Raw genomic sequence first — 20,451 nt, forward strand, 5'->3', positions numbered from 1 at the left:
GTTATAAGAATGGCTTTCACCAAAGAAATGGTTGAAGAACTTGATCTGCTGGCGCTCTACGACCTGGAGAACAGCCAGGCCGGGTTGAAAGTGCACCACGACGCTTCCGCCGAAACAGTGGCTGCCGCCGAACGGCTCCACGCCAAGGGCCTGATCGACCAGCAGGACGGCGGCTATCTGACCAGCCTGGGCCTCGACGCCGCCGAGCACGCTCAGGTCCTGCTCGGCATCCTGCGCGGCTGACCTCAAGTTCCCCTGCGAGCGGGCGATAAACTGGCACATTTCCGAGCGCCGCATTCCCTGATGCGGCGCCGCTGGCCAGGCAGCAGTACGCCATGACGCTCACTCCCGAAATCCGCCCGGACATCGACGACGGCATCGACCGAAAGGTGCTGACGCAGCTGCGTCAGCGCTTCCTGAAGGTCAACGCCGCGCGCCTGAAGCGGGCCAGTGAAGCGCTTTCCACGCGGCAGCAACTTGTTCTCAAGTTGCTGCCGCTGCTGCTGGACGTGAACCACCCGCTGCTGCCCGGCTACGTGTCGGCCAGTACACCCGCAGGGCTGTCGAACTTCGTCCCGGACGACGACATCCTCTCCGAAGCCCAGCGCCTGACCCGCTCCTTCAGCTACAAGACCCGGCGCGGCAACCCGCCGCTGCCGATCCACGGGCTGTTTCTGATGGGCAGCCTGGGCACCGTCGCCCAGGCCGAGCAGAGCGACCTGGACCTGTGGGTCTGCCACGCCTCCGACCTCTCCGAGCGGGAGCTGGCGGAACTGCGCCGCAAATGCGAGCTGCTCGAACAATGGGCCGCCACCCAGGGCGCCGAGGTGCACTGCTTCCTCGTCGACCCGCAGCACTACACCCAGGGCGCCCGCGAGGCGCGACTGACCTCCGACGACTGCGGTACCAGCCAGCACTACCTGCTGCTGGACGAGTTCTACCGCACCGCCATCTGGCTTGGCGGCCGCACGCCGCTGTGGTGGCTGGTGCCGGTGTACGAGGAGAACCGCTATGCCGAGTACTGCCAGACACTGCTGAGCAAGCGCTTCATCCGCGCCGAGGACGTCCTCGACCTCGGCCACCTGGCGCGCATCCCGCCGGGCGAGTTCATCGGCGCCGGCATGTGGCAGTTGTTCAAGGGCATCGAGTCTCCCTACAAATCGGTGCTCAAGCTGCTGCTCACCGAGGTCTACGCCAGCGAACACCCACAGGTTTCCTGCCTGAGCCTGCGCTACAAGCAGGCAATCTACGCCGGACGCCTGGACGTGGAGGACCTCGACCCCTACGTGATGCTCTACCGCCGCCTGGAGGAATACCTCAAGGCGCGCGAGGAAACCGAGCGCCTGGAACTGATCCGCCGCTGCCTCTACCTCAAGGTTGGCAAGAAGCTCAGCCGGCCGCCGCGCCAGGGCCACAAGAGCTGGCAACGCAAGGTGATGGAGCGCGTCTCGGCGGAATGGAAGTGGGACAACCGCGCCTTCGCCCAACTGGACAGCCGCAGCCAGTGGAAAGTACGCCAGGTGCTGCTGGAGCGCCGCGCGCTGGTCAACGAGCTGACCCACAGCTACCGCTTCCTCTCGCAATTCGCCCGCCTGCAGCATGCCGCCAGCGGCATCAACCCGCGGGACATGGGGATACTCGGCCGGCGCCTGTACGCCGCCTTCGAGCGCAAGGCCGGCAAGGTCGAATTCATCAATCCGGGTATCGCCCCGGACATGGCCGAAGACATCCTCACCCTCGCCCAGCTGCCGGGTGGCGACGCCGGTAAACCACCGTTCTGGGCGCTGTATGGCGGCAACCTGTCGTTGCAGGAGATGGCCGACTTCGCCCCGCTGCGCCGCGCCCGTGACCTCATGGACCTGCTCGCCTGGAGCCATCGCAACGGCGTGATCGATGCGACCACGCGGCTGTCCCTGCAGCCGGGCGCCAGCGATCTGAGCGAGTTCGAACTGCAGAACCTGCTGGGCAGCCTGCAGCAGGCCGTCCCGCTGCCGCTCAACGAGGTGCCGGAAAGCGCCCTGCTGCGCAGCGCGGTGCCGTCGCAGGTGTTGCTGCTGGTGAACGTCGGCATCGACCCGCTGCGCCAGCACAGCCAGATGAACGTGCACATGACCACCGAGCGCACCGACTCGCTCGGCTACTCCGGCGTGCGCGACAACCTGGTGCTGACCCTCGACCAGATCACCCTCAACAGCTGGAACGAACTGCTGGTCAGCCGCTACTCGGGCCCCCACGCGCTGCTCGACTGCCTGCGCGAGTTCCTCAACACGCTGCCCTCCGACGCCCCGCCGCCGCGTCTACTGGTGCGCTGCTTCTGCCGCAACCGCGCCGCGGCCATCGCCCAGCGCGTGGAAGACCTGTTCCGCGATGCCCATGCGCAGCTCGCCAGCGGCAAGGGCGGGCGCTATTTGCTGCAGGTGCGCCAGCATTTCCACCTGCTGCACCTGGTGCCCGGCAGCGTCAGCCACCGGGTGATCGAAGGGCTGCCGGCGCTCGTCGAGCACCTGGGCGACACCCAGGACGACAGTGGCTTCCTGCAACTGGACCGGCACGCACTGGAGGGCGACGACCTCGCCATGATCCTGCCGCTGGGCCGGGCCAATACCGTACAGGTGTTCTACCGCCTGGACGAAGGCAGTGCGGAAATCACTATCCTCGACGAACGCAACGCCCTCTGGCGGCGCCGCCAGGAGTACGACACCGAGGAAGGCCTGCTGCTGCCGCTGCAGCGCTTCCTGCAGTCGGTGCAGTACCGCCGCAACGCCGTGATCTCGCTACTGGAAAGCCAGGGACCGGTGGGTGCGGACATCCTCTTCTACGAAGTGGTGACCAACGGTCACCAGCGCGCGCAACGTATCGAGCGGCGCAACACGCCGCAGCCGCTGGAAGCGCTGCCGTTCTACAACGTGCAGGCGATCGTCGAACCCGGAGAAGGCCAGCGCGCGCGCACCACGCTGTTCTGCAACCACCGCGAGTTCTCGGAACTGGAGTTCGGCAGCGAGCTGTTCCAGGCCGTGGCCAGGCACATCCTGGACCGGCGCCGGGGACAGGAGCGCTACCCCTGCTACATCACCGACCTGGACCTGTCGGCCATGCGCGAGGGCGGCGAGCTGCAGACCGTGCACTTCCTGCGCTACAAGCAGAGCCTGGAACAGGCGCTGAACCGGGCGCTGGCCGAGGCCTGAAGGCCGGACCGGACGCCCGGGGAGGGAAAGTCCCGGAGGGGGAACTCAGCGATCGAAGTCGCCGGCCGCTTCGGGCTGGTATTCGACTTCCAGCAGGGTCAGCTTCAGCGTCTTGCCGCTGGGCGCCGGCCAGTCGATGCTCTGGCCCGTGGTCAGGCCCAGCAGCGCGGTGCCCACCGGGGCGAGGATCGATACCTTGCCTTCCCCGCCGACATCGGCCGGGTAGACCAGCGTCAGGTGGTATTCCTTGCCACTGCTTTCCTCGCGGCAGCGCACGGTGGAATTCATCGTGACCACGCCCGGCGGTATCTCGTCGTGGCCGACGACCGTGGCACGGGCCAGCTCGGCCTCCAACGCCTCGGCAGCGGGGCCGTACTCATCCAGGCTGTCGAGCATGCGCTCCAGACGTTGCAGGTCGAGTCGGGTGACGGTGATGGGAGTCGTGGTCATGATGGTTGGCAGTCTCCTTACAGGAGAGCCCCGGACGCTCGCGCGTTCGGGGCCCTGGGTGTTCTGGCAGTAAAGACGTTCGGGAAACGAACGCGCAATGAATTCCAAAAAAAGAAAAACCCCGCCCAAGGCGGGGTTTTCCCGGACACTAACACAGCACAGAAAATAAGCAACACCGACCAGTCACCACTTCGGCAGGTGGTTGTTTCGGCGCTTTTCGCAGTCCGCCAGGATCGCCCGGCGACGCTCACCGTCCGCCTCGTTCCACTCCAGGATTTCGCCCAGGGTGCGGCCGCAGCCGACGCAGACATCCGCGTCGTCCAGGCAGCAGCGCCGGCAGCAAGGCGAGGCGACGCTCGCCTGCGCGTCAGATGCCGGGGAAGTCGACATCCTCGCCAGCCTGTTCCAGCGTGGCGCGATTGAGCAGCGCGCCCAGCGGTTCGCGGGTGCTGTCGCAGATCCACAGCGAGCCAGATTCGTCGTAGTCGAAGTGGAAGCCGCCGGAGCGCGCCGCCACCCACAGCTGGCGCAGCGCCGGCTGGCGGCTGAGGATCAGCTGGGTGCCGTTCTCGAAGCGCACGGTCAGCACGCCGCTGGAGTTCTCCAGGTCCAGGTCCAGATCGCTGTCGTCGAAGGCGTCCTCCACCGTTACCTGTACGGCGTCCACCAGGTCATGGAAGCGGGCTTCGCTCAAAGTGCTCATGCATCGTCCTCGGGATCAGTCAAAGGCACCAGTTTACGCCGGTATTCGCCCAGACTCTGCCCCGTCCAGCGCCGGAATGCGCGGGCGAGCGAACCGGCTTCGCTGAAGCCCAGCAGGTAGGCGATGTCGGCAGTGTCCAGTGCCGCGTCGCGCAAATAGTGGAGCACCAGCTGCTGGCGGGTTTCGTCCACCAGTTGGCTGAACGACAGGCCGGTATCGCGCAGGCGGCGCTGCAGAGTGCGAGGGCTCAGGGCGAGCGTCAGTGACAGGCGCTCCAGGTCGGCGCCCTGCTCCGGCAACTGGCGCGCCAGCTCCAGGCGCGCGCGGTCGAGCACGCTGTCGCCCTTGTTGATCTCCACCAGCAGGCGTTCAGCGTAGGCATCCAGGGTGCGCTGCACCTGGGCGTCGGCCTGGCCGAGCGGCAGCGCCAGCAGGCGCTTGGGGAAGACCAGGGCATTGTCCGGCTGATCGAACAGTACCGGGCAGCGGAAGATGCGTGCGTGTTCGCTGACGTCCGCCGGGGCACTGTGGCTGAAGCGCACTTCGAATGGCGCCTCGTCCACGCCACTGACCCAATGGCCGAAGCTGACCCAGCCGGCCAGCGTCTCCTCGCTCATCTGCCGTTGCTGTTGCGGCAGCAGCGCCTCCCAGCAGTGTTTGACCAACGGCTCGCAACCGGCGCGCGGCGGCTCGTCGGCCAGCTCGACGCGGCCCAGGTTGCCCACCAGCGCGGCATAGCGCGCCTGGCGATGCAGGGCGTCGGAAAGGGTCGCGCAGCTCATGATCAGGTAGCCGAGTACACCGTAGTAGCCAGGGCGCACCGCCTCGCCCAGATGCAGGCCGAGGTTGTCGTCGCCACTCAGGCGTACGCCGGCACCGACCAGTTCAAGGTAGGCACTGGCGGCAATACGCTGGTCGCGCTGGGCGAGGATCGAGGGATCCAGATGCACCGTCGCCAGCAGCTGCGCCGGCTCCACGCCGTGGCGCTGCAGATGCTCCACAAGGCCCTGCAGGTAGGCCACCGACACCGAACTGGGCAGGGGATCGCGATAGTCCATCGAGCTTTCCATTTTTTGCCCGCCATCATAGGGCCAGTGGCCCGCCGGGCGCGAGCCGAAAGCCCCGCCGGGCGGGAGCCGGCTCGCATAGGCAAGCCGGCGGGGGGCCGGTATACTCCGGCCCCATTGACGCTTTATTACAAGGATTCCGCCATGAAGCGACTGCTGCTTCCCTTCGTCGCGATCGCCCTGCTGACCGCCGCCATCGCTGGCTGCGGGCAGAAAGGCCCGCTGTACCTGCCGGACGACGAAAAGGCCAAGAACGAACACAGCAAGGACCGCTACGGTCTCTGAAGGCGTTCCCATGGACGCCTTCGACGTCCGCGGCGGGCTACTGCTCGCGGCAGACGTGCCAGCGTCGGCGATTGCCGAGCGCTTTGGCACGCCGCCCGGCGAAACCGGCGACTTCCCTGCCGGCTTCGCGCTCCCGCCCGGAAAGAAGGTGACCTGCTGGCCGTTCATCCGGCCGGCGCCTATGGTTTCGTCATGAATTCCAACGACAACACCCGGGGCCGCGCCGCTGAGGTGCTGGTGGATAGCTCGGCCGCGCACGGGGTGCGTTGCCGCAAGAGACAAGAGCTGTTCGCCGGCGAAAGCCTGCTGCCGGACTGAGGCCGAGACGACGATGCTTCTGCGCTTTACCAAGATGCACGGACTGGGCAATGACTTCATGGTCCTGGACCTGGTCAGCCAGCACGCCCATGTGCAGCCACGCCACGTCAAACAGTGGGGCGACCGCAATTTCGGAGTCGGTTTCGATCAACTGCTGATCGTCGAGCCGCCGAGCACACCGGACGCGGACTTCCGCTACCGCATCTTCAACTGCGACGGTACCGAGGTCGAACAGTGCGGCAACGGCGCGCGCTGCTTCGCGCGCTTCGTGGTCGACAAGCGCCTGACCGCGAAGAAGACCATCCGCGTGGAAACCAAGGGCGGCATGATCGAGCTGACCATCGCCAACGATGGCCAGGTCACCGTCGACATGGGCCCGCCGCGCCTGGTGCCCGAGCAGGTGCCGTTCAAGGCCGAGAGCGAGGCGCTGAGCTATCCCCTGGAAGTGGACGGGCAGAGCTACGAACTGGCCGCCATCTCCATGGGCAACCCGCACGGCGTGCTGCGCGTGGATGATGTCGACAGCGCACCGGTGCGCACGCTGGGCCCGAAACTCGAAGTCCACGAAAGCTTCCCGCAGAAGGCCAACATCGGCTTCCTGCAGATCGTCAATCCGCACCAGGCACGCTTGCGCGTCTGGGAACGTGGCGCCGGCGAGACCCTGGCCTGCGGCACCGGCGCCTGCGCCGCCGCCGTCGCCGGCATTCGCCAGGGCTGGCTGCAATCGCCGGTACAGATCGACCTTCCCGGCGGACGGTTGTCCATCGAGTGGGCAGGACCGGGTCAGCCCGTTATGATGACCGGGCCCGCCGTGCGGGTGTTCGAAGGCCAGGTACGTCTATAACCGGGACGCTTATGACCGATACTCCGCAGGACCCCACCGTTACGCTCGAAGCCGAACAGGTCGCCGACTATCTTCGCCGGCACCCTGAATTCTTCGTCGACCATGACGAGCTGATCCCGGAGATGCGCATTCCGCACCAGCCGGGCGATGCCGTGTCGCTGGTGGAGCGCCAGGTGCGCCTGCTGCGTGAACGCAACATCGAGATGCGCCATCGGCTGTCGCAATTGATGGACGTAGCCCGCGACAACGATCGCCTGTTCGACAAGACCCGCCGCCTGGTGCTCGACCTGCTCGACGCCACCAGCCTCGAGGAAATCGTCAGCACGGTGGAAGACAGCCTGCGCCACGAATTCCTCGTGCCCTACGTCAGCCTGATCCTGTTCAGCGACAACAACCTGCCGGTGGGCCGCTCGGTGAGCAGCGCCGAAGCGCACCAGGCCATCGGTGGCCTGCTGTCCGGCGGCAAGACCGTCTGCGGCGTGCTGCGCCCCCACGAGCTGGCCTTCCTGTTCTGCGAAAGCGAACGCGAGCAGGTCGGCTCCGCCGCCGTCGTGCCGCTGACCTTCCAGGGTCTGCACGGCGTGCTGGCAATCGGCAGCCCCGATCCGCAGCACTACAAGAGCTCGCTGGGCACCCTGTTCCTCGGCTACGTCGCCGAAGTCCTCGCGCGCACCCTGCCGCGCTTCTCCACGCCACTGCGCTCGGTACGCTGACCTTCGCAACGCGGTAAGCTGCCAGCCTGGCTGTATCACTGGGAGCTTTCCGCGTGTCGCTCGAAGCCGATCTGGAATCCTATCTGGAACACCTGCGCAGCGAGCGCCAGGTGTCCGTGCACACGCTCGACGGCTACCGCCGCGACCTGGCGCGGCTCGCCGCGCTGTGCGAGAAATCCTCGATCAACGAATGGTCGGCGCTGCAGGTACGCGACCTGCGCCTGTTCGTCGCCCGCCTGCACCAGCAGGGCCTTGCCAGCCGCAGCCTGGCCCGCCTGCTGTCGGCCACCCGCGGGCTGTACCAGTACCTGATTCGCGAAGGCCGCTGCCGACACGATCCCGCCGACGGCCTCGCCGCGCCCAAGGGCGCCCGCAAGCTGCCGCGCACGCTGGATACCGACCGCACCGCGCAACTGCTGGACGGCGGCGTCGAGGACGACTTCATCGCCCGTCGCGACCAGGCGTTGCTGGAGCTGTTCTATTCCTCCGGCCTGCGCCTCTCCGAGCTGGTCGGCCTCGACCTGGAATGGCTGGACCTGAAGGACGGCCTGGTACGCGTCCACGGCAAAGGCAACAAGGTCCGCGAACTGCCGGTCGGCCGCGCCGCGCGGCAGGCCATCGAAGCCTGGCTGCCACTACGGGCCAGCGTGTCGCCGCAGGACAACGCCGTCTTCATCGGCCGCAGCGGCAAGCGCCTGACGCCGCGCGCCATCCAGCTGCGGGTGCGCGAGGCCGGCGTGCGCGAGCTGGGCCAGCACCTGCACCCGCACATGCTGCGGCATTCGTTCGCCAGCCATATGCTCGAATCCTCCCAGGACCTGCGCGCGGTACAGGAGCTGCTCGGCCACGCCGACATCGCCACCACGCAGATCTACACCCACCTGGACTTCCAACACCTCGCCACGGTCTACGACCAGGCGCACCCACGGGCACGCCGTAAACCCGGAGCAGAAGAATGAGTATCCGTCTGGTCACCTTCGATCTCGACGACACGCTGTGGAACGTCGCCCCGGTGATGAACAGCGCCGAAGCCACCCTGCGTGACTGGCTCGCGGTGCACGCTGCACAGCTCGGCCCGGTGCCCATCGAGCACCTGTGGGCAATCCGCTCGCGGCTGATGGAGCAGGACCCGATGCTCAAGCACCGCTTGAGCGAGCTGCGCCGGCGCATCCTGTTCCACGCGCTGCTCGACGCGGGTTATCCACAGCCCGAGGCGACGGAGTTGGCCGAGGCCGGCTTCCAAACCTTCCTCCAGGCGCGGCACCAGGTGGCACTGTTCCCCGAGGTACACCCGACCCTGGAGCAACTGGCCAACCGCTTCATCCTCGGCGTGCTCACCAACGGCAACGCCGACGTGCGCCGGCTGGGCCTGGCCGACTACTTCCAGTTCGCCCTGTGCGCGGAAGAACTGGGCGTCGGCAAGCCCGATCCGCACCCGTTCCAGGAAGCGCTCAAGCGCGGCGGCGTCGCCGCCGAACACGCCGTGCACATCGGCGACCACCCCAGCGATGACATCGCCGGCGCGCGCCGCGCGGGCATGAAGGCGATCTGGTTCAACCCCGCGCGCAAGCAATGGGACGGCGAAGAAGCGCCCAGCGCGATCATCCACAACCTGGCAGAGCTGCCGGGCGTCCTGGCAAAGCTCTGATACTCCTGCTATTCGCAGGAGCGAGCTTGCTCGCGAACCAGGGCTCCCGGCTGCCGCTGGTTCCAGGTGATTCGCGAGCAAGCTCGCTCCTACAGCACGGCACGCCGCAATAATCGGACATGAAAAAGCCCCGCCGCTCCAGACGGAGCGACGGGGCTTTTCGTATTGCGTCAGATATCAGATAGGGCGGCTGCCGTATTTGCTATCCGGCTTCTTGGGCGGGTCGGCCACGACGTTGGGCTCGATCTCCTGCACCTTGCCGCCGCGAGTGAGGAATTCCTCCATCGCGCGAGCCAGTGCATCACGATCCTTCTGCTTGGCTTCGACCGAGGGCAGTTCCTCTTCTTCCGCAGCGGCCTTGGCTTTCTTGCCACCGCCCTTGGAAGAAGGGGCTTCATCCCCATCGCCGCTGTCTGCTTCGGCGTCGCCGTCGTCGGCTGCGGCGAGCTCTTCGCCATCATCCTCGTCAGCGCCGTCCAGCTCGTCCTGTTCCAGTTCTTCGTCGCTCATCGTTCAACCTCTGTGGTGCTGCAAAGCACGTTAGTTATAGCCCAGCTGCGCGCTTTGACGAACGCCGCCGGAAAAAATTCATACAAGCTCGCCCTGCCAGGTCGCCACTATCCTGCGCGGGCCGCCGTGGTCACGGTGCTCGCCCAGATAGATACCCTGCCAGGTGCCCATTGCCAAGCCTCCCTGCTGTATCGGCAGCGTCAGCTGACAGCCCAGCAGGCTCGACTTGAAATGCGCCGGAAGGTCATCCGGCCCCTCGTAGTCATGCTCGTAGCCGCCTTCACCCTGGGGCACCAGGCGATTGAAGAACCGCTCGAAGTCGCGACGCACCGAGGGATCGGCATTCTCGTTGACCGTCAGCGAGGCGGAGGTGTGCTGCAGCAGCAGGTGCAGCAGGCCTACCCGGCACCTCGACAGCTCCGGCAACGCAGCCAGGATCTCGTCGGTGACCAGGTGAAAACCTCGCGGGCGAGGGCGCAGGGTGATCGACTTCTGCTGCCACATGGCGGGCACTTCTCCGTCGCTAACGGTGATGCGCGCGCATTCTAGCGTGCTGATCGAAAAAGCAAAGGGCGCCCGAGGGCGCCCTTCGTCGAACTTGCGCGAACCCTTACAGGTTGTAGCCGCGTTCGTTGTGCAGGGAGAGGTCCAGACCCACGGTTTCCTCTTCCTCGGTGACGCGCAGGCCCATGACCAGGTCCAGGACCTTGAGGATCACGAAGCTGACGATACCGGTGTAGACGATGGTGAACGCCACGCCCTTGAACTGGGTGAACAGCTGGGCGCCGATGTCGGTCACGGTGCCGAAGCCGCCCAGGGCCGGCGCTGCGAACACGCCGGTGAGCAGGGCGCCGACGATACCGCCGACCGCATGCACGCCGAAGGCGTCCAGGGAGTCGTCGTAACCGACGGCACGCTTGAGGCTGGTGGCGGCGAAGAAGCAGATCACGCCGGCCGCCAGGCCGATCACGATGGCGCCCATCGGGCCACAGGTACCGGCGGCCGGGGTGACGGCAACCAGGCCGGCAACCACACCCGAAGCGATACCCAGGGCGCTCGGCTTACCGTGGGTGATCCACTCGGCGAACATCCAGCCCAGGGCAGCGGCGGCGGTGGCGATCTGGGTGACCAGCATGGCCATGCCGGCAGTACCGTTGGCAGCAGCCGCGGAACCGGCGTTGAAGCCGAACCAGCCCACCCACAGCAGCGCGGCGCCGATCAGGGTGTAGCCCAGGTTGTGCGGCGCCATGGCAGCGGTCGGGTAGCCCTTGCGCTTGCCCAGCACGATGCACGCCACCAGGCCGGCGATACCGGCGTTGATGTGCACCACGGTGCCGCCGGCGAAGTCCAGCACGCCCCAGTCCCACAGCAAGCCGCCGTCACCGCTCCAGACCATGTGGGCGATCGGTGCGTAGACCAGGGTGAACCACAGCGCGGTGAAGATCAGCATGGCCGAGAACTTCATGCGCTCGGCGAAGGCGCCGACGATCAGGGCCGGAGTGATGATCGCGAAGGTCATCTGGAACATCACGAAGATGCTTTCCGGGAACAGCGCCGCGGCGGAAGTCAAGCCGGTGCTGGTCAGGCCACTGAGGAAGGCCTTGTCCAGGCCGCCGACGAAGGAAGCGAAGTTGACCACGCCCTTCTCCATACCGACGGTATCGAAGGCCAGGCTGTAGCCGTAGACGACCCAGAGGATGCTGATCAGCGCGGTGATCGCAAAGCACTGCATCATGATCGACAGGACGTTCTTGGCGCGCACCATGCCGCCGTAGAACAGGGCCAGGCCGGGGATGGTCATCAGCAGCACCAGGGCACTGGAAATCAGCATCCAGGCGGTGTCACCGCTATTCAGGACGGGGGCCGCAGCCTCGTCGGCCAAGGCCAGACCGGGCATTGCGAGGGGCAATAGGGCGCCTAGCCCTGCGTATTTGCGCAGAGTCATTGTTGTTTCTCCTGGGGCGTGGGGTTCGGTGTGGGCTTGGCTTAGATCGCGTCGGTGCCGGTTTCGCCGGTACGGATACGAATGGCCTGTTCCAGATTTACGACAAAGATCTTGCCGTCACCGATCTTCCCGGTGTTGGCGGCCTTGGTGATGGCTTCGATAACACGATCCAGCTGGTCATCGGCAATGGCGACGTCGATCTTCACCTTCGGCAGGAAATCGACAACGTATTCCGCGCCACGGTACAGCTCGGTGTGGCCCTTCTGCCGGCCGAAGCCTTTGACTTCGGTCACAGTGATGCCCTGCACGCCGATCTCGGACAGCGACTCACGAACGTCGTCCAGCTTGAACGGCTTGATGATGGCTGTGACTAGCTTCATGTAACTCTCTCCCGTGTTTTGGTGGACCCGCCCCAGGAAGAACGAACCCGGAGACAAGTCTAAGCGCAGTGTCTGGCTTTTGTAATGCGCCGGCCGCCCTACCTCAGCACTCCGACTGCGTTGATCGAAGCGATCCTCTGCCTCGCCTGCCGCACCGGAACTGCATCGGTGCACGCCATGTATGCCCCAAAGCATGAAGCTTGCCAGTTCGTGGAAATGCCCGCGCCATCAGGCACTTGGCGTAAAAGAGGAGTTTCTGGCGATTCGCCAGCGCCGCCCGTGCGCACCGAAAGCGCGCACGGCGAGCGGGCACACTGCTCAAAAAGCGTGCAACGCCGCACGCCGCAGCCGGCGGCGGCTGCGTGATAGACTGCGCTCTGATTCAATCCGGAACCCATGAACCATGCTGCCGCCCAAAGCCTTCCTCGATGCCATCAGCCAACAAGCCGGTCGCCTGTTCGGTGGCGAATCGCCCCTGCCGAAGGCCGAGCTGGAAGCCCAGTTCAAGGTTCTGATGCAGAGCGCCTTCAGCAAGCTCGACCTGGTCAGCCGCGACGAATTCGACAGCCAGATGGTCGTCCTCGCGCGCACCCGCGCACGCCTCGAGGCCTTGGAAGCCAAGGTCGCCGAGATGGAAGCCCGCCTCTCCCCAGCCGATACAGCCGCCTCCGCCTCCGAAAACTGATCCCCGCCTGGCGGGCGGCATGCGATCCAGGAGTGATCCATGTCCCTCGCCATCGTCCATAGCCGCGCCCAGGTCGGCGTGGAAGCGCCCGGCGTCATCGTCGAGGCACACCTGGCCAACGGCCTGCCTTCCCTGACCCTGGTCGGCCTGCCCGAAGGCGCCGTGAAAGAGAGCAAGGACCGCGTGCGCAGCGCCCTGCTCAACGCCGGCTTCGATTTCCCCAACCGACGCATCACCCTGAACCTCGCCCCGGCCGACCTGCCGAAGGATGGCGGGCGTTTCGACCTGGCCATCGCCCTGGGCATCCTCGCCGCCAGCGGCCAGTTGGCCGACGCTGCCGGGCTGGATGAACTGGAATGCCTGGGCGAACTGGCGCTGTCCGGCACTTTGCGCCCGGTCCCCGGGGTATTACCTGCCGCCCTGGCTGCCCGCGCCGCCGGCCGCGCCCTGGTGGTGCCGAAGGAGAACGCCGAAGAGGCCAGCCTCGCCAGCGGCCTGACCGTCTACGCCGTCGGCCACCTGCTGGAGCTGGCCGCGCACTTCAGCGGCCAGGAGCGACTGCGTCCTTATGAGGCGAACGGCCTGATGCGGGTGACGCCGCCCTATCCGGACCTGTCGGAAGTCCAGGGCCAGGCCGCCGCCAAGCGCGCGCTATTGGTCGCCGCTGCCGGGGCGCACAACCTGCTGTTCAGCGGTCCGCCCGGCACCGGCAAGACCCTGCTCGCCAGCCGCCTGCCCGGCCTGATGCCGCCGCTGGACGAAGATGAGGCGTTGCAGGTTGCCGCGATCCATTCCGTGGCAGGTCGCGGGCCGCTGACTCACTGGCCACAGCGCCCCTTCAGACAACCGCACCACACCGCCTCCGCACCGGCGCTGGTCGGCGGGGGAAGCCGCCCGCAGCCGGGCGAGATCACACTGGCGCACGAAGGTGTGTTGTTCCTGGATGAATTGCCGGAGTTCGATCGCAAGGTCCTGGAGGTTCTCCGCGAACCGCTGGAAGGGGGCGAAATTGTCATCGCCCGCGCCAACGGCCGTGTGCGCTTCCCGGCACGCTTCCAGTTGGTGGCAGCGATGAACCCCTGCCCCTGCGGCTATCTCGGCGACCCCAGCGGGCGTTGCCGCTGCTCCCCGGAACAGATCCAGCGCTACCGCGCCAAGCTCTCCGGGCCGTTGCTGGACCGCATCGACCTGCACCTCACCGTCAACCGGGAAAGCACCACCCTTGCCCCCAGCGGGCCCAGCACCAGCAGCGCGGAACTGGCCACTCAGGTCGCCGCTGCCCGCCAGCGCCAGCTCGCCCGCCAGGGCTGCGCAAACGCGTTTCTTACGCTGAAGAAAATGCACCAATATTGTGCGTTAAGCCCGGAAGACCAGGCCTGGCTGGAAAAGGCCGGCGAACGCCTGAACCTGTCACTGCGCGCCCTGCACCGGATTCTCAAGGTCGCCCGCACCCTTGCCGACCTGCAGCAGGAAGACCGCATCGAGCGCCCGCACCTGGCCGAAGCGCTGCAATACCGTGCGGGGCATTAAACGCTGTAGTCCCAAGCCGTTAAGTCTGATCGTCAGGCTCCACGATGTTGAGGATATGGTCGCGATAGATATCGGGCAGAATTTCCAGGACCAGATCCTTACCGAGTAAATCGGTACCAATCAGCACTTCGCGTAGCAGATCGACCGAAACCTGGCGCAGGGCCGGTACGGACAGAGGGGCATAGCTGAGATGCCAAGGCTCAGGGTACATACCGCCTTTGAAGTAGCGATACGGCCGGAAAAATCCATAAGCGGCCATATTGGCGTCCAGCCACTGGTGCAATGCCCAGAACAGCCCGCCGGGAGCCACCTCTTCAGGTAGCAATTTCGGGGAGTAGCCGGGTGGCATTACTGCCCCATCGACGACATCGATCTCCGTTCCCCATTGATGGCGGCTCCCACCGGGCAACGCTGACCAGTTCAGGATGCAATGCACGATCTGAATTGGCGTCAGCTGGGTGAAGTTACGTGGGTGCCCCTGCATGTCATACAAAGCCTTGCTGCCACTGAACTTACCGTTCCAGATTCGAAGCTGAGTACGAAAATCTCGAAAGCTGCTGACCGGTAGAAGATCGAAGCCATCACGACCGGCAGCCTCACGCATCGCCATAAAGGCTGACGCCGCTTCAGGCTGCGCCGCCAAGCGCGGCTCAGGCAATTGCACTACATGGGATCGAACCCTACCCGTTAATTCCAGCTCGTTCAGCATGAACCTTTCACCCAACCTGATAGCCCGAACTCCACGCCCAACGACGCAGCCCTGTTCGTCGAAATCGTGCTCAAAAGGGCACAGGGCAATCTATCAGGTTAAACGGAATAACCTCCAACCACCGCTGCCGACGGAGCGATCAGCAGCGCCAGAATGGCCGCATCGCTTCCAGCTTCGCCTGCTCGCGGCTGATGCCGATGTCGCGCAGTTGCTCGTCGGAGAGCTCCAGCAGTTGCTTGCGGGTGCGCACGCGGCGCCAGAACTGCTGCCAGCGGCTTTCGCCAGCCTCACGCGGGGCCATGCGGGTGCCGGGGATCTCCAGCAGTTCCTGTTGATAAAGGGTCAGCCGCACATCACTCAGGCCGCTCATGTCGTCGCTCCTCCAGTCGGGTTCTTCGGACGTGGGGCTAGCGTGACGAATCGGGGAAAATCATTACAGATTCAACAAGGCAGAGTTTTTTCCATACAGAGCTGGGCGAAATCGGTCTGAATGGCGTATTTTTTCCCTATCTGTACTGCATCGAGCCGAACCAACCCGGCACGGGAGATCTGTCATGAAACGCTACGCGCAGTTGGCCGCCACCCTCGGCGAACGCATCGAGCAAGGCCTGTATCGCCCTGGCGACCGCCTGCCCTCGGTGCGCGCGCTAAGCGAAGAACATGGCGTCAGCATCAGCACCGTGCAGCAGGCCTATCGCGTACTGGAAGATGACGGTCTGGTGGAGCCGCGGCCCAAGTCCGGCTACTTCGTGCCGGAACGTCGCGAACTGCCGCCGATGCCGGCGATGACTCGCCCGGCGCAGCGGCCGGTGGATGTGTCGCAGTGGGACCAGGTACTGGAACAGGTGCGCCGCGCACCGGGCGGCGATTTCGTCCAGCTCGGACGCGGCACGCCGGATATCGCCAGCCCGTCGCTCAAGCCGCTGCAACGCGCGATGGTGCATGCCGCGCGGCGGACCGACCTGCAGAGCCTGGGCTACGAAGGCATCCAGGGCTCGCTGCCGCTGCGCGAGCAGATCGCCCGGCTGATGCTCGATTCCGGCTGCCAGGTGCCACCCAGCGAGATCGTCATCACCACCGGGTGCCAGGAAGCGCTGGCCATCACCCTGCGCGCCATCTGCGAACCGGGGGATATCATCGCCATCGACTCGCCGAGCTTCCACGGCGCCATGCAGGCGCTCAAGGCGTATGGCCTGAAGGCGCTGGAAATTCCCACCGACCCCACCAACGGCATCAGCCTGGAAGCGCTGGAACTGGCGATGGAACAGTGGCCGGTGAAGCTGATCCTGCTCACCCCCAACTGCAACAATCCGCTGGGCTACATCATGCCCGACGCCCGCAAGCGCGCCCTGCTGACGCTGGCCGCGCGCTACGACGTGCCGATCCTCGAGGACGACGTCTACGGTGAACTGGCCTACGCCTTCCCGCGTCCGCGCAGCATCAAGTCCTTCGACACCGACGACCGCGTCCTGCTGGCCAGCTCTTTCTCCAAGACGGTCGCGCCCGGCCTGCGCACCGGCTGGGTGGTGCCGGGGCGCTACCTGGATCGCATCCTGCACTTCAAGTACATCGCCAGTGGCACCTGCGCGCCGCAGCCGCAGATGGCCCTGGCCGAGTTCGTCGGCGGCGGCCACTACGAGCCGCACATCCGCCGCATGCGCGCGCAGTACCAGCGCCACCGCGACCTGATGACCGAGTGGGTCGGCCGCTACTTCCCCGAAGGCGCGCGAGTCACCCGGCCGCGCGGCGGCTTCATGCTCTGGGTCGAGTTCGACCCGCAGTTCGACAGCGTGCGGCTGAACCACGAGTTACGCCGCGACAACGTACAGGTAGCGGCGGGCAACATCTTTTCCGCCTCGGGCAAGTACCGCAACTGCATCCGCATGAACTACTCCAACCGCGACCTGCCGCTGATCGAAGCGGCCGTGCGCAAGGTCGGCGCCTGCGCCGGGCGGCTCACCGCCGAATTGCGCGAGCAGCAGGCCGAGCCGCTGCCGGCCTGAGGCGAAACATTTATCCACAGCCCGGCGCTGCCCCGTGACCGCGCCCTGCTGTACCTTGGTTTCCTTTTGCCGGGCTCCTGCCTTGACCAGTCTGACCCTCGGCCCACTGGCCATTCCCCTGCCCCACGTCCTGCTCTACCTCGGCTTCTTCGGTGCGCTGCTGGCCGGCTGGCTGGCCGGGCGCAAGCGCGGCGCCAATCCCGAAGGTGCGCTGTTCGCCATGTTCCTCGGCGGGTTGCTGGTGGCACGGCTGGCATTCGTTGCGCGCTATGCCGAGCAGTACGCGGCGACGCCCCTGAGCATTGTGGATATCCGCGATGGCGGGTTTCTCGCGCTACCAGGCGTGATCGCCGCCGCGCTGATCGGCGCCGTGCTGGCGTGGCGCAGGGCCGCACTGCGTCGCCCACTGGCCGTCGCGGCCGTGGTCGGCGTGTGCCTGTGGGGCGGCGGCAAGGCCGTGACTTCGGCGCTGGATCGCAGCCAGCAGCTTCCCGAACTCACGGTGATGGACTTGCGCGGTGCGGCTGTGGACCTGCGCGCGCGGGATGGCCGGCCCATGGTGGTGAACCTCTGGGCCACCTGGTGCCCGCCGTGCCGACGCGAAATGCCGGTGCTGGAGGCCGCCCAGAAGCAGCGCAGCGACGTGCGCTTCCTGCTGGTCAACCAGGGCGAGAACGCCGAAGCCGTGCAGCGATTCCTGCGCGACCAGGGCCTGAGCGAAACGGCAGTATTGCTCGACAGCGGCAACCGCCTGGGCCAGCTCACCGGTTCCTACGGTATGCCCACCACGCTGTTCTACGACGCCCAGGGGCGCCTGAAGCACAGCCAGATGGGCGAGCTTTCTGCTGCCAGCCTGGAGTACGGGCTGGGCCAGCTCAAGGAGTGATCCCTCCACTCCGTGTGAGTCTGGCGGAGAGTAATCCCCCGCCAACTCACAAGAAAGTTGGTTTATCAATCGAGGAAAATCGCCGCGGCACAAGTTCAATTGTTTGAATACTGCCCGAGACAATTCAATTTCATATAACTGACAATTTCTTTATCAAAAACAACTTCCAGGCAATTGAAATCACCGAGACGCCTCGGCTCCACCTGCTTTGCTACGAAACATCTGTTAGACCCTGAGAATATTCCGATTTCCTTCCTGAGCACGAACGCCCTGCGAAGCCATTCACTACGATGGCTCGGCATCAATTCACTTGATGACTTGCCGTCCGCGGCCCCGCCTGCGGCGGTACTGTTTTGCACTTTATTGAAGGAAATCCATGATGGGTCTTTTAAATATTTTTGGACTGGGCACAGGCACTTCGAGCTCATCTTCGTCCAAATTGAACTTCAACCTTAACGTCGCCACCGCGAATACCGAAGTTGGTATCAGCAGCATTGTGGACAAGGCCGCTGGAACAGCGCAGACGGGCGTTCAGGTGAAAACCCAGGATGCCACCGGCAAGGCTCTGGACCTCGCGATCAATTCCCTGTTGAACAGCTCGCAGGCGGTACCACCGGCAAGCTCGACCTGGGCCTGGTGACGCAGAATGGCGCCAAGACCACCGCCGCCGCGTTCGATGGCCTATTCAATGCCAGCAAGGCCGGCCTGACCGGCCAGGCGGATGTCGGCGTCAAGGTACAGGATGGCCTGAGCAAGGCACTCGACTTCGCCAACAGCTCGATCTTCAACCTCAGCAAGGATGGGGCTGCCGGCCAGACCGCGCTGGACGTGACCCCCCAGAATGGCACCAAGTCCTCCTCCTCCCAGTTCGACGGCATCGCCAGCATCGGCAAGGACGGCGCCACCGGCCAGACGAACCTGGACGTCAAGGTGCAGGATGGCCTGAGCAAGGCACTCGACTTCGCCAACAGCTCGATCTTCAACCTCAACAAGGATGGCGCTGCCGGCCAGACCGCACTGGACGTGGCCACCCAGAATGGCACCAAGTCCTCCTCCTCCCAGTTCGACGGCATCGCCAGCATCGGCAAGGACGGCGCCGCCGGCCAGACGAACCTGGACGTCAAGGTGCAGGATGGCCTGAGCAAGGCACTCGACTTCGCCAACAGCTCGATCTTCAACCTCAACAAGGATGGCGCTGCCGGCCAGACCGCACTGGACGTGACCACCCAGAATGGCACCAAGTCCTCCTCCTCCCAGTTCGACGGTATCGCCAGCGTCGGCAAGGACGGCGCCGACGCCCAGACGAACCTGGGCGTGAAGGTGCAGGACGGCCTGAGCAAGGCATTCGACTTCGCCAACAGCTCGCTCTTCGACGCCAGCAAGGACGGCGTGACGGGCAAGACGGCCCTGGGCCTGGCTGTCCTGAACGGTGCCAAGGCTTCTACCGCACTGTTCGATGGCCTGTTCAGCGCGGACAGCCATTCGCTGGCTGGCAAGTCCAGCATCGATGCGCAAAGCCAGGACGCCCAGGGCAAGTTCAACCTTGCTGGCACTTCGCTGTTCAGCGCCGACAGCTCCGGGGCGACTGCGCAGTCTGACCTCGGCATGGTCATTCAGAACTCGCAGAAACTTGCCGCCCTCAAGCTGAGCGACCTCCTGCAGGTCGGCCGCGACACCCTGTCGTTCTCCGGCGATCACACCGTGCAGGTACAACAAGCGGAAGGCGGCTCCTACCATCCGGTGTTCAATACGACCCTGGCGCTGGAGTCGGTTCTACCCTTGCACCACGAAGCCGCACTGGCCTGACCGGGCCTGATGCTGCCAGCCGGTAGCGGTGGCAGCAGGCAACCGCCCAGCATCCTTGCTGGGCGGTTTCTTTCCGGCCCTCGGCAGTGGGCCGCCAGGCCGTGAAGCGCAGCCGGACTCAGGCGCGCAGGTGGTTTTCCATCAGCCCTACGGCATCACGCCAGCGCACCCACAGGCTGCCCTGCCAATCCATCACCGGCAACGCTTCGCCCAGCAGATGCTGCATGCGCCGGCGCGGCAGGCGCGCATCGTGGTTGGGCTGGTCGCGCAGGACTGGCAGCACTTCATTGGTCAACCACTGGCGCAGGCTGCGGTTCTCCGGGTGGTAGCAATAGACCAGCAACAAGGCGTAGAAGCCGCTTTCACTGACCAATAGCTCCGGTTCGGGATTACCAACGAGACGTTCATGGCGGCTCTGGTCGCCGTCGAGACGGGTAATGAAGGGCGCGGAAATCTTGTAGCTGAGCAGCTTGCCGAGGTCACGTACTACGAACCACGCCTGCTGCTCGATCATCAGGCCGCGCAACTGCCGGTTATGGCGGACGAAACAGATCGGGGTCAGGCCTTGGTCGGCCAGAGAAATCGAAAGGTTCATGCAGAAGCTCCTTGCTTATTCAGGAAGCCGCCGCCCGGAACTGCCGAAAGAGGGAGGCGGACCGTGCAAGGGTGGAAACCGGACATTAGACAGCGATAGCCGGTCGGGCCGAAGCCCGCCTCACACGGCCCGCCATGGAGAGCGAAGCGAATCCGGCACCGAATAGGTGCCGGATTGCCCAACCCATGA

The 20,451-nt window shown here is 65.4% G+C and carries 24 protein-coding genes and 1 pseudogene; 14 read left to right on the forward strand and 11 right to left on the reverse strand.

Annotation, left to right across the window (positions count from 1 at the left end):
• Positions 1–9: 9 nt before the first annotated feature.
• Together RS899_RS25400 and RS899_RS25405 are read left to right on the forward strand one after the other, a co-directional pair.
• Positions 10–243, forward strand: coding sequence for a TIGR02647 family protein (locus tag RS899_RS25400; protein WP_054910828.1), 234 nt, complete (start codon positions 10–12; stop codon positions 241–243).
• A gap of 92 nt (positions 244–335) precedes the next feature.
• On the forward strand, positions 336–3,185 hold the full coding sequence (locus tag RS899_RS25405; protein WP_315808354.1) for a class I adenylate cyclase: 2,850 nt from the start codon (positions 336–338) through the stop codon (positions 3,183–3,185).
• Between the two features lie 45 nt (positions 3,186–3,230).
• On the opposite strand, the gene rnk is transcribed toward RS899_RS25405, so the two are convergent.
• The 4 genes from rnk to RS899_RS25425 all read right to left on the reverse strand — a co-directional run bounded on the left by rnk (position 3,231) and on the right by RS899_RS25425 (position 5,396).
• A complete protein-coding gene (gene rnk, locus RS899_RS25410) occupies positions 3,231–3,635 on the reverse strand; it encodes a nucleoside diphosphate kinase regulator (protein ID WP_045215433.1) in 405 nt (134 codons plus the stop codon).
• A gap of 183 nt (positions 3,636–3,818) precedes the next feature.
• On the reverse strand, positions 3,819–4,025 hold the full coding sequence (locus tag RS899_RS25415; RefSeq protein ID WP_045215430.1) for a DUF1289 domain-containing protein: 207 nt from the start codon (positions 4,023–4,025) through the stop codon (positions 3,819–3,821).
• On the reverse strand, positions 4,003–4,338 hold the full coding sequence (gene cyaY, locus RS899_RS25420; RefSeq protein ID WP_024762102.1) for an iron donor protein CyaY: 336 nt from the start codon (positions 4,336–4,338) through the stop codon (positions 4,003–4,005). Before cyaY ends, RS899_RS25415 begins: the two co-directional genes overlap by 23 nt.
• Positions 4,335–5,396 carry an AraC family transcriptional regulator gene (locus RS899_RS25425; RefSeq protein WP_315808355.1) on the reverse strand — a complete coding sequence of 354 codons (1,062 nt, stop codon included), beginning with the start codon at positions 5,394–5,396 and terminating at the stop codon, positions 4,335–4,337. The genes cyaY and RS899_RS25425 overlap by 4 nt, the downstream gene beginning before the upstream one ends.
• A gap of 153 nt (positions 5,397–5,549) precedes the next feature.
• On the opposite strand from RS899_RS25425, the gene lptM reads away from it, so the two are divergent.
• From lptM to RS899_RS25460, 6 genes and pseudogenes are all read left to right on the forward strand, one after another.
• Entirely contained in the window at positions 5,550–5,690 is a 141-nt protein-coding gene (gene lptM / locus RS899_RS25430) for an LPS translocon maturation chaperone LptM (RefSeq protein WP_017520757.1), read from the forward strand.
• A 91-nt stretch (positions 5,691–5,781) separates the two neighbouring features.
• Positions 5,782–6,008 (forward strand): annotated as a pseudogene (locus RS899_RS25440) (diaminopimelate decarboxylase); the annotation flags it as partial.
• A 13-nt stretch (positions 6,009–6,021) separates the two neighbouring features.
• Positions 6,022–6,852 carry a diaminopimelate epimerase gene (dapF, locus tag RS899_RS25445; protein WP_054910832.1) on the forward strand — a complete coding sequence of 277 codons (831 nt, stop codon included), beginning with the start codon at positions 6,022–6,024 and terminating at the stop codon, positions 6,850–6,852.
• An 11-nt stretch (positions 6,853–6,863) separates the two neighbouring features.
• Entirely contained in the window at positions 6,864–7,565 is a 702-nt protein-coding gene (locus tag RS899_RS25450; RefSeq protein ID WP_045215418.1) for a DUF484 family protein, read from the forward strand.
• A gap of 53 nt (positions 7,566–7,618) precedes the next feature.
• Positions 7,619–8,524, forward strand: a complete 906-nt coding sequence (xerC, locus tag RS899_RS25455; RefSeq protein WP_024762097.1) for a tyrosine recombinase XerC — start codon at positions 7,619–7,621, stop codon at positions 8,522–8,524.
• Positions 8,521–9,213, forward strand: a complete 693-nt coding sequence (locus tag RS899_RS25460; protein ID WP_315808356.1) for an HAD family hydrolase — start codon at positions 8,521–8,523, stop codon at positions 9,211–9,213. Before xerC ends, RS899_RS25460 begins: the two co-directional genes overlap by 4 nt.
• Before the next feature lie 177 nt (positions 9,214–9,390).
• Here RS899_RS25460 and sutA read toward each other — a convergent pair whose 3' ends face one another.
• The 4 genes from sutA to glnK form a co-directional block, all read right to left on the reverse strand.
• On the reverse strand, positions 9,391–9,723 hold the full coding sequence (sutA, locus tag RS899_RS25465; protein ID WP_037011556.1) for a transcriptional regulator SutA: 333 nt from the start codon (positions 9,721–9,723) through the stop codon (positions 9,391–9,393).
• A gap of 78 nt (positions 9,724–9,801) precedes the next feature.
• Positions 9,802–10,227, reverse strand: coding sequence for a secondary thiamine-phosphate synthase enzyme YjbQ (locus RS899_RS25470; RefSeq protein ID WP_054910834.1), 426 nt, complete (start codon positions 10,225–10,227; stop codon positions 9,802–9,804).
• Between the two features lie 106 nt (positions 10,228–10,333).
• Positions 10,334–11,668, reverse strand: coding sequence for an ammonium transporter (locus RS899_RS25475; protein WP_045215404.1), 1,335 nt, complete (start codon positions 11,666–11,668; stop codon positions 10,334–10,336).
• A 41-nt stretch (positions 11,669–11,709) separates the two neighbouring features.
• Positions 11,710–12,048 (reverse strand): P-II family nitrogen regulator, encoded by a 339-nt coding sequence (glnK, locus tag RS899_RS25480; protein ID WP_003457590.1) that lies wholly within the window; start codon positions 12,046–12,048, stop codon positions 11,710–11,712.
• 403 nt (positions 12,049–12,451) lie between these two features.
• Between glnK and RS899_RS25485 the strand changes: the two genes are divergently transcribed.
• Together RS899_RS25485 and RS899_RS25490 are read left to right on the forward strand one after the other, a co-directional pair.
• Positions 12,452–12,733: an accessory factor UbiK family protein gene (locus RS899_RS25485; protein ID WP_054910835.1), complete on the forward strand. Its 282-nt coding sequence runs from the start codon at positions 12,452–12,454 to the stop codon at positions 12,731–12,733.
• A 39-nt stretch (positions 12,734–12,772) separates the two neighbouring features.
• Positions 12,773–14,263 (forward strand): YifB family Mg chelatase-like AAA ATPase, encoded by a 1,491-nt coding sequence (locus RS899_RS25490; RefSeq protein ID WP_065348187.1) that lies wholly within the window; start codon positions 12,773–12,775, stop codon positions 14,261–14,263.
• A gap of 19 nt (positions 14,264–14,282) precedes the next feature.
• On the opposite strand, the gene RS899_RS25495 is transcribed toward RS899_RS25490, so the two are convergent.
• Together RS899_RS25495 and RS899_RS25500 are read right to left on the reverse strand one after the other, a co-directional pair.
• Entirely contained in the window at positions 14,283–14,972 is a 690-nt protein-coding gene (locus RS899_RS25495; RefSeq protein ID WP_315808357.1) for a M15 family metallopeptidase, read from the reverse strand.
• A 139-nt stretch (positions 14,973–15,111) separates the two neighbouring features.
• Complete coding sequence (locus tag RS899_RS25500) at positions 15,112–15,342, reverse strand: DUF1127 domain-containing protein (protein ID WP_315808358.1); 231 nt, start codon at positions 15,340–15,342, stop codon at positions 15,112–15,114.
• Positions 15,343–15,526: 184 nt separating this feature from the next.
• On the opposite strand from RS899_RS25500, the gene RS899_RS25505 reads away from it, so the two are divergent.
• The 4 genes from RS899_RS25505 (at position 15,527) to RS899_RS25520 (ending at position 19,667) form a co-directional block, all read left to right on the forward strand.
• Positions 15,527–16,975: a PLP-dependent aminotransferase family protein gene (locus tag RS899_RS25505; RefSeq protein ID WP_038803555.1), complete on the forward strand. Its 1,449-nt coding sequence runs from the start codon at positions 15,527–15,529 to the stop codon at positions 16,973–16,975.
• Between the two features lie 82 nt (positions 16,976–17,057).
• Entirely contained in the window at positions 17,058–17,861 is an 804-nt protein-coding gene (locus RS899_RS25510) for a TlpA disulfide reductase family protein (protein ID WP_315808359.1), read from the forward strand.
• Between the two features lie 376 nt (positions 17,862–18,237).
• Complete coding sequence (locus tag RS899_RS25515; RefSeq protein ID WP_315808360.1) at positions 18,238–18,501, forward strand: hypothetical protein; 264 nt, start codon at positions 18,238–18,240, stop codon at positions 18,499–18,501.
• Positions 18,498–19,667, forward strand: coding sequence for a hypothetical protein (locus tag RS899_RS25520; protein WP_315808361.1), 1,170 nt, complete (start codon positions 18,498–18,500; stop codon positions 19,665–19,667). Before RS899_RS25515 ends, RS899_RS25520 begins: the two co-directional genes overlap by 4 nt.
• Positions 19,668–19,785: 118 nt before the next feature.
• Here RS899_RS25520 and RS899_RS25525 read toward each other — a convergent pair whose 3' ends face one another.
• Positions 19,786–20,262, reverse strand: coding sequence for a BRO-N domain-containing protein (locus tag RS899_RS25525; RefSeq protein ID WP_315808362.1), 477 nt, complete (start codon positions 20,260–20,262; stop codon positions 19,786–19,788).
• Positions 20,263–20,451: the final 189 nt, after the last annotated feature.

Origin of the sequence: Pseudomonas sp. C9-3 (genome assembly GCF_032392015.1) — a bacterium.
Classification (GTDB): Bacteria; Pseudomonadota; Gammaproteobacteria; order Pseudomonadales; family Pseudomonadaceae; genus Pseudomonas; species Pseudomonas nitroreducens.

Coding starts and splice junctions, on each gene's coding strand:
- RS899_RS25505 (WP_038803555.1), top strand. CDS start 15,527: ATGAAACGCTACGCGCAGTTGGCCGCCACCCTCGGCGAACGCATCGAG.
- glnK (WP_003457590.1), bottom strand. CDS start 12,048: ATGAAGCTAGTCACAGCCATCATCAAGCCGTTCAAGCTGGACGACGTT.
- RS899_RS25425 (WP_315808355.1), bottom strand. CDS start 5,396: ATGGACTATCGCGATCCCCTGCCCAGTTCGGTGTCGGTGGCCTACCTG.
- RS899_RS25470 (WP_054910834.1), bottom strand. CDS start 10,227: ATGTGGCAGCAGAAGTCGATCACCCTGCGCCCTCGCCCGCGAGGTTTT.
- RS899_RS25475 (WP_045215404.1), bottom strand. CDS start 11,668: ATGACTCTGCGCAAATACGCAGGGCTAGGCGCCCTATTGCCCCTCGCA.
- RS899_RS25525 (WP_315808362.1), bottom strand. CDS start 20,262: ATGAACCTTTCGATTTCTCTGGCCGACCAAGGCCTGACCCCGATCTGT.
- RS899_RS25500 (WP_315808358.1), bottom strand. CDS start 15,342: ATGAGCGGCCTGAGTGATGTGCGGCTGACCCTTTATCAACAGGAACTG.
- RS899_RS25450 (WP_045215418.1), top strand. CDS start 6,864: ATGACCGATACTCCGCAGGACCCCACCGTTACGCTCGAAGCCGAACAG.
- RS899_RS25460 (WP_315808356.1), top strand. CDS start 8,521: ATGAGTATCCGTCTGGTCACCTTCGATCTCGACGACACGCTGTGGAAC.
- RS899_RS25400 (WP_054910828.1), top strand. CDS start 10: ATGGCTTTCACCAAAGAAATGGTTGAAGAACTTGATCTGCTGGCGCTC.
- RS899_RS25495 (WP_315808357.1), bottom strand. CDS start 14,972: ATGCTGAACGAGCTGGAATTAACGGGTAGGGTTCGATCCCATGTAGTG.
- rnk (WP_045215433.1), bottom strand. CDS start 3,635: ATGACCACGACTCCCATCACCGTCACCCGACTCGACCTGCAACGTCTG.
- RS899_RS25405 (WP_315808354.1), top strand. CDS start 336: ATGACGCTCACTCCCGAAATCCGCCCGGACATCGACGACGGCATCGAC.
- lptM (WP_017520757.1), top strand. CDS start 5,550: ATGAAGCGACTGCTGCTTCCCTTCGTCGCGATCGCCCTGCTGACCGCC.
- RS899_RS25415 (WP_045215430.1), bottom strand. CDS start 4,025: ATGTCGACTTCCCCGGCATCTGACGCGCAGGCGAGCGTCGCCTCGCCT.
- RS899_RS25490 (WP_065348187.1), top strand. CDS start 12,773: ATGTCCCTCGCCATCGTCCATAGCCGCGCCCAGGTCGGCGTGGAAGCG.
- RS899_RS25515 (WP_315808360.1), top strand. CDS start 18,238: ATGATGGGTCTTTTAAATATTTTTGGACTGGGCACAGGCACTTCGAGC.
- dapF (WP_054910832.1), top strand. CDS start 6,022: ATGCTTCTGCGCTTTACCAAGATGCACGGACTGGGCAATGACTTCATG.
- sutA (WP_037011556.1), bottom strand. CDS start 9,723: ATGAGCGACGAAGAACTGGAACAGGACGAGCTGGACGGCGCTGACGAG.
- RS899_RS25485 (WP_054910835.1), top strand. CDS start 12,452: ATGCTGCCGCCCAAAGCCTTCCTCGATGCCATCAGCCAACAAGCCGGT.
- cyaY (WP_024762102.1), bottom strand. CDS start 4,338: ATGAGCACTTTGAGCGAAGCCCGCTTCCATGACCTGGTGGACGCCGTA.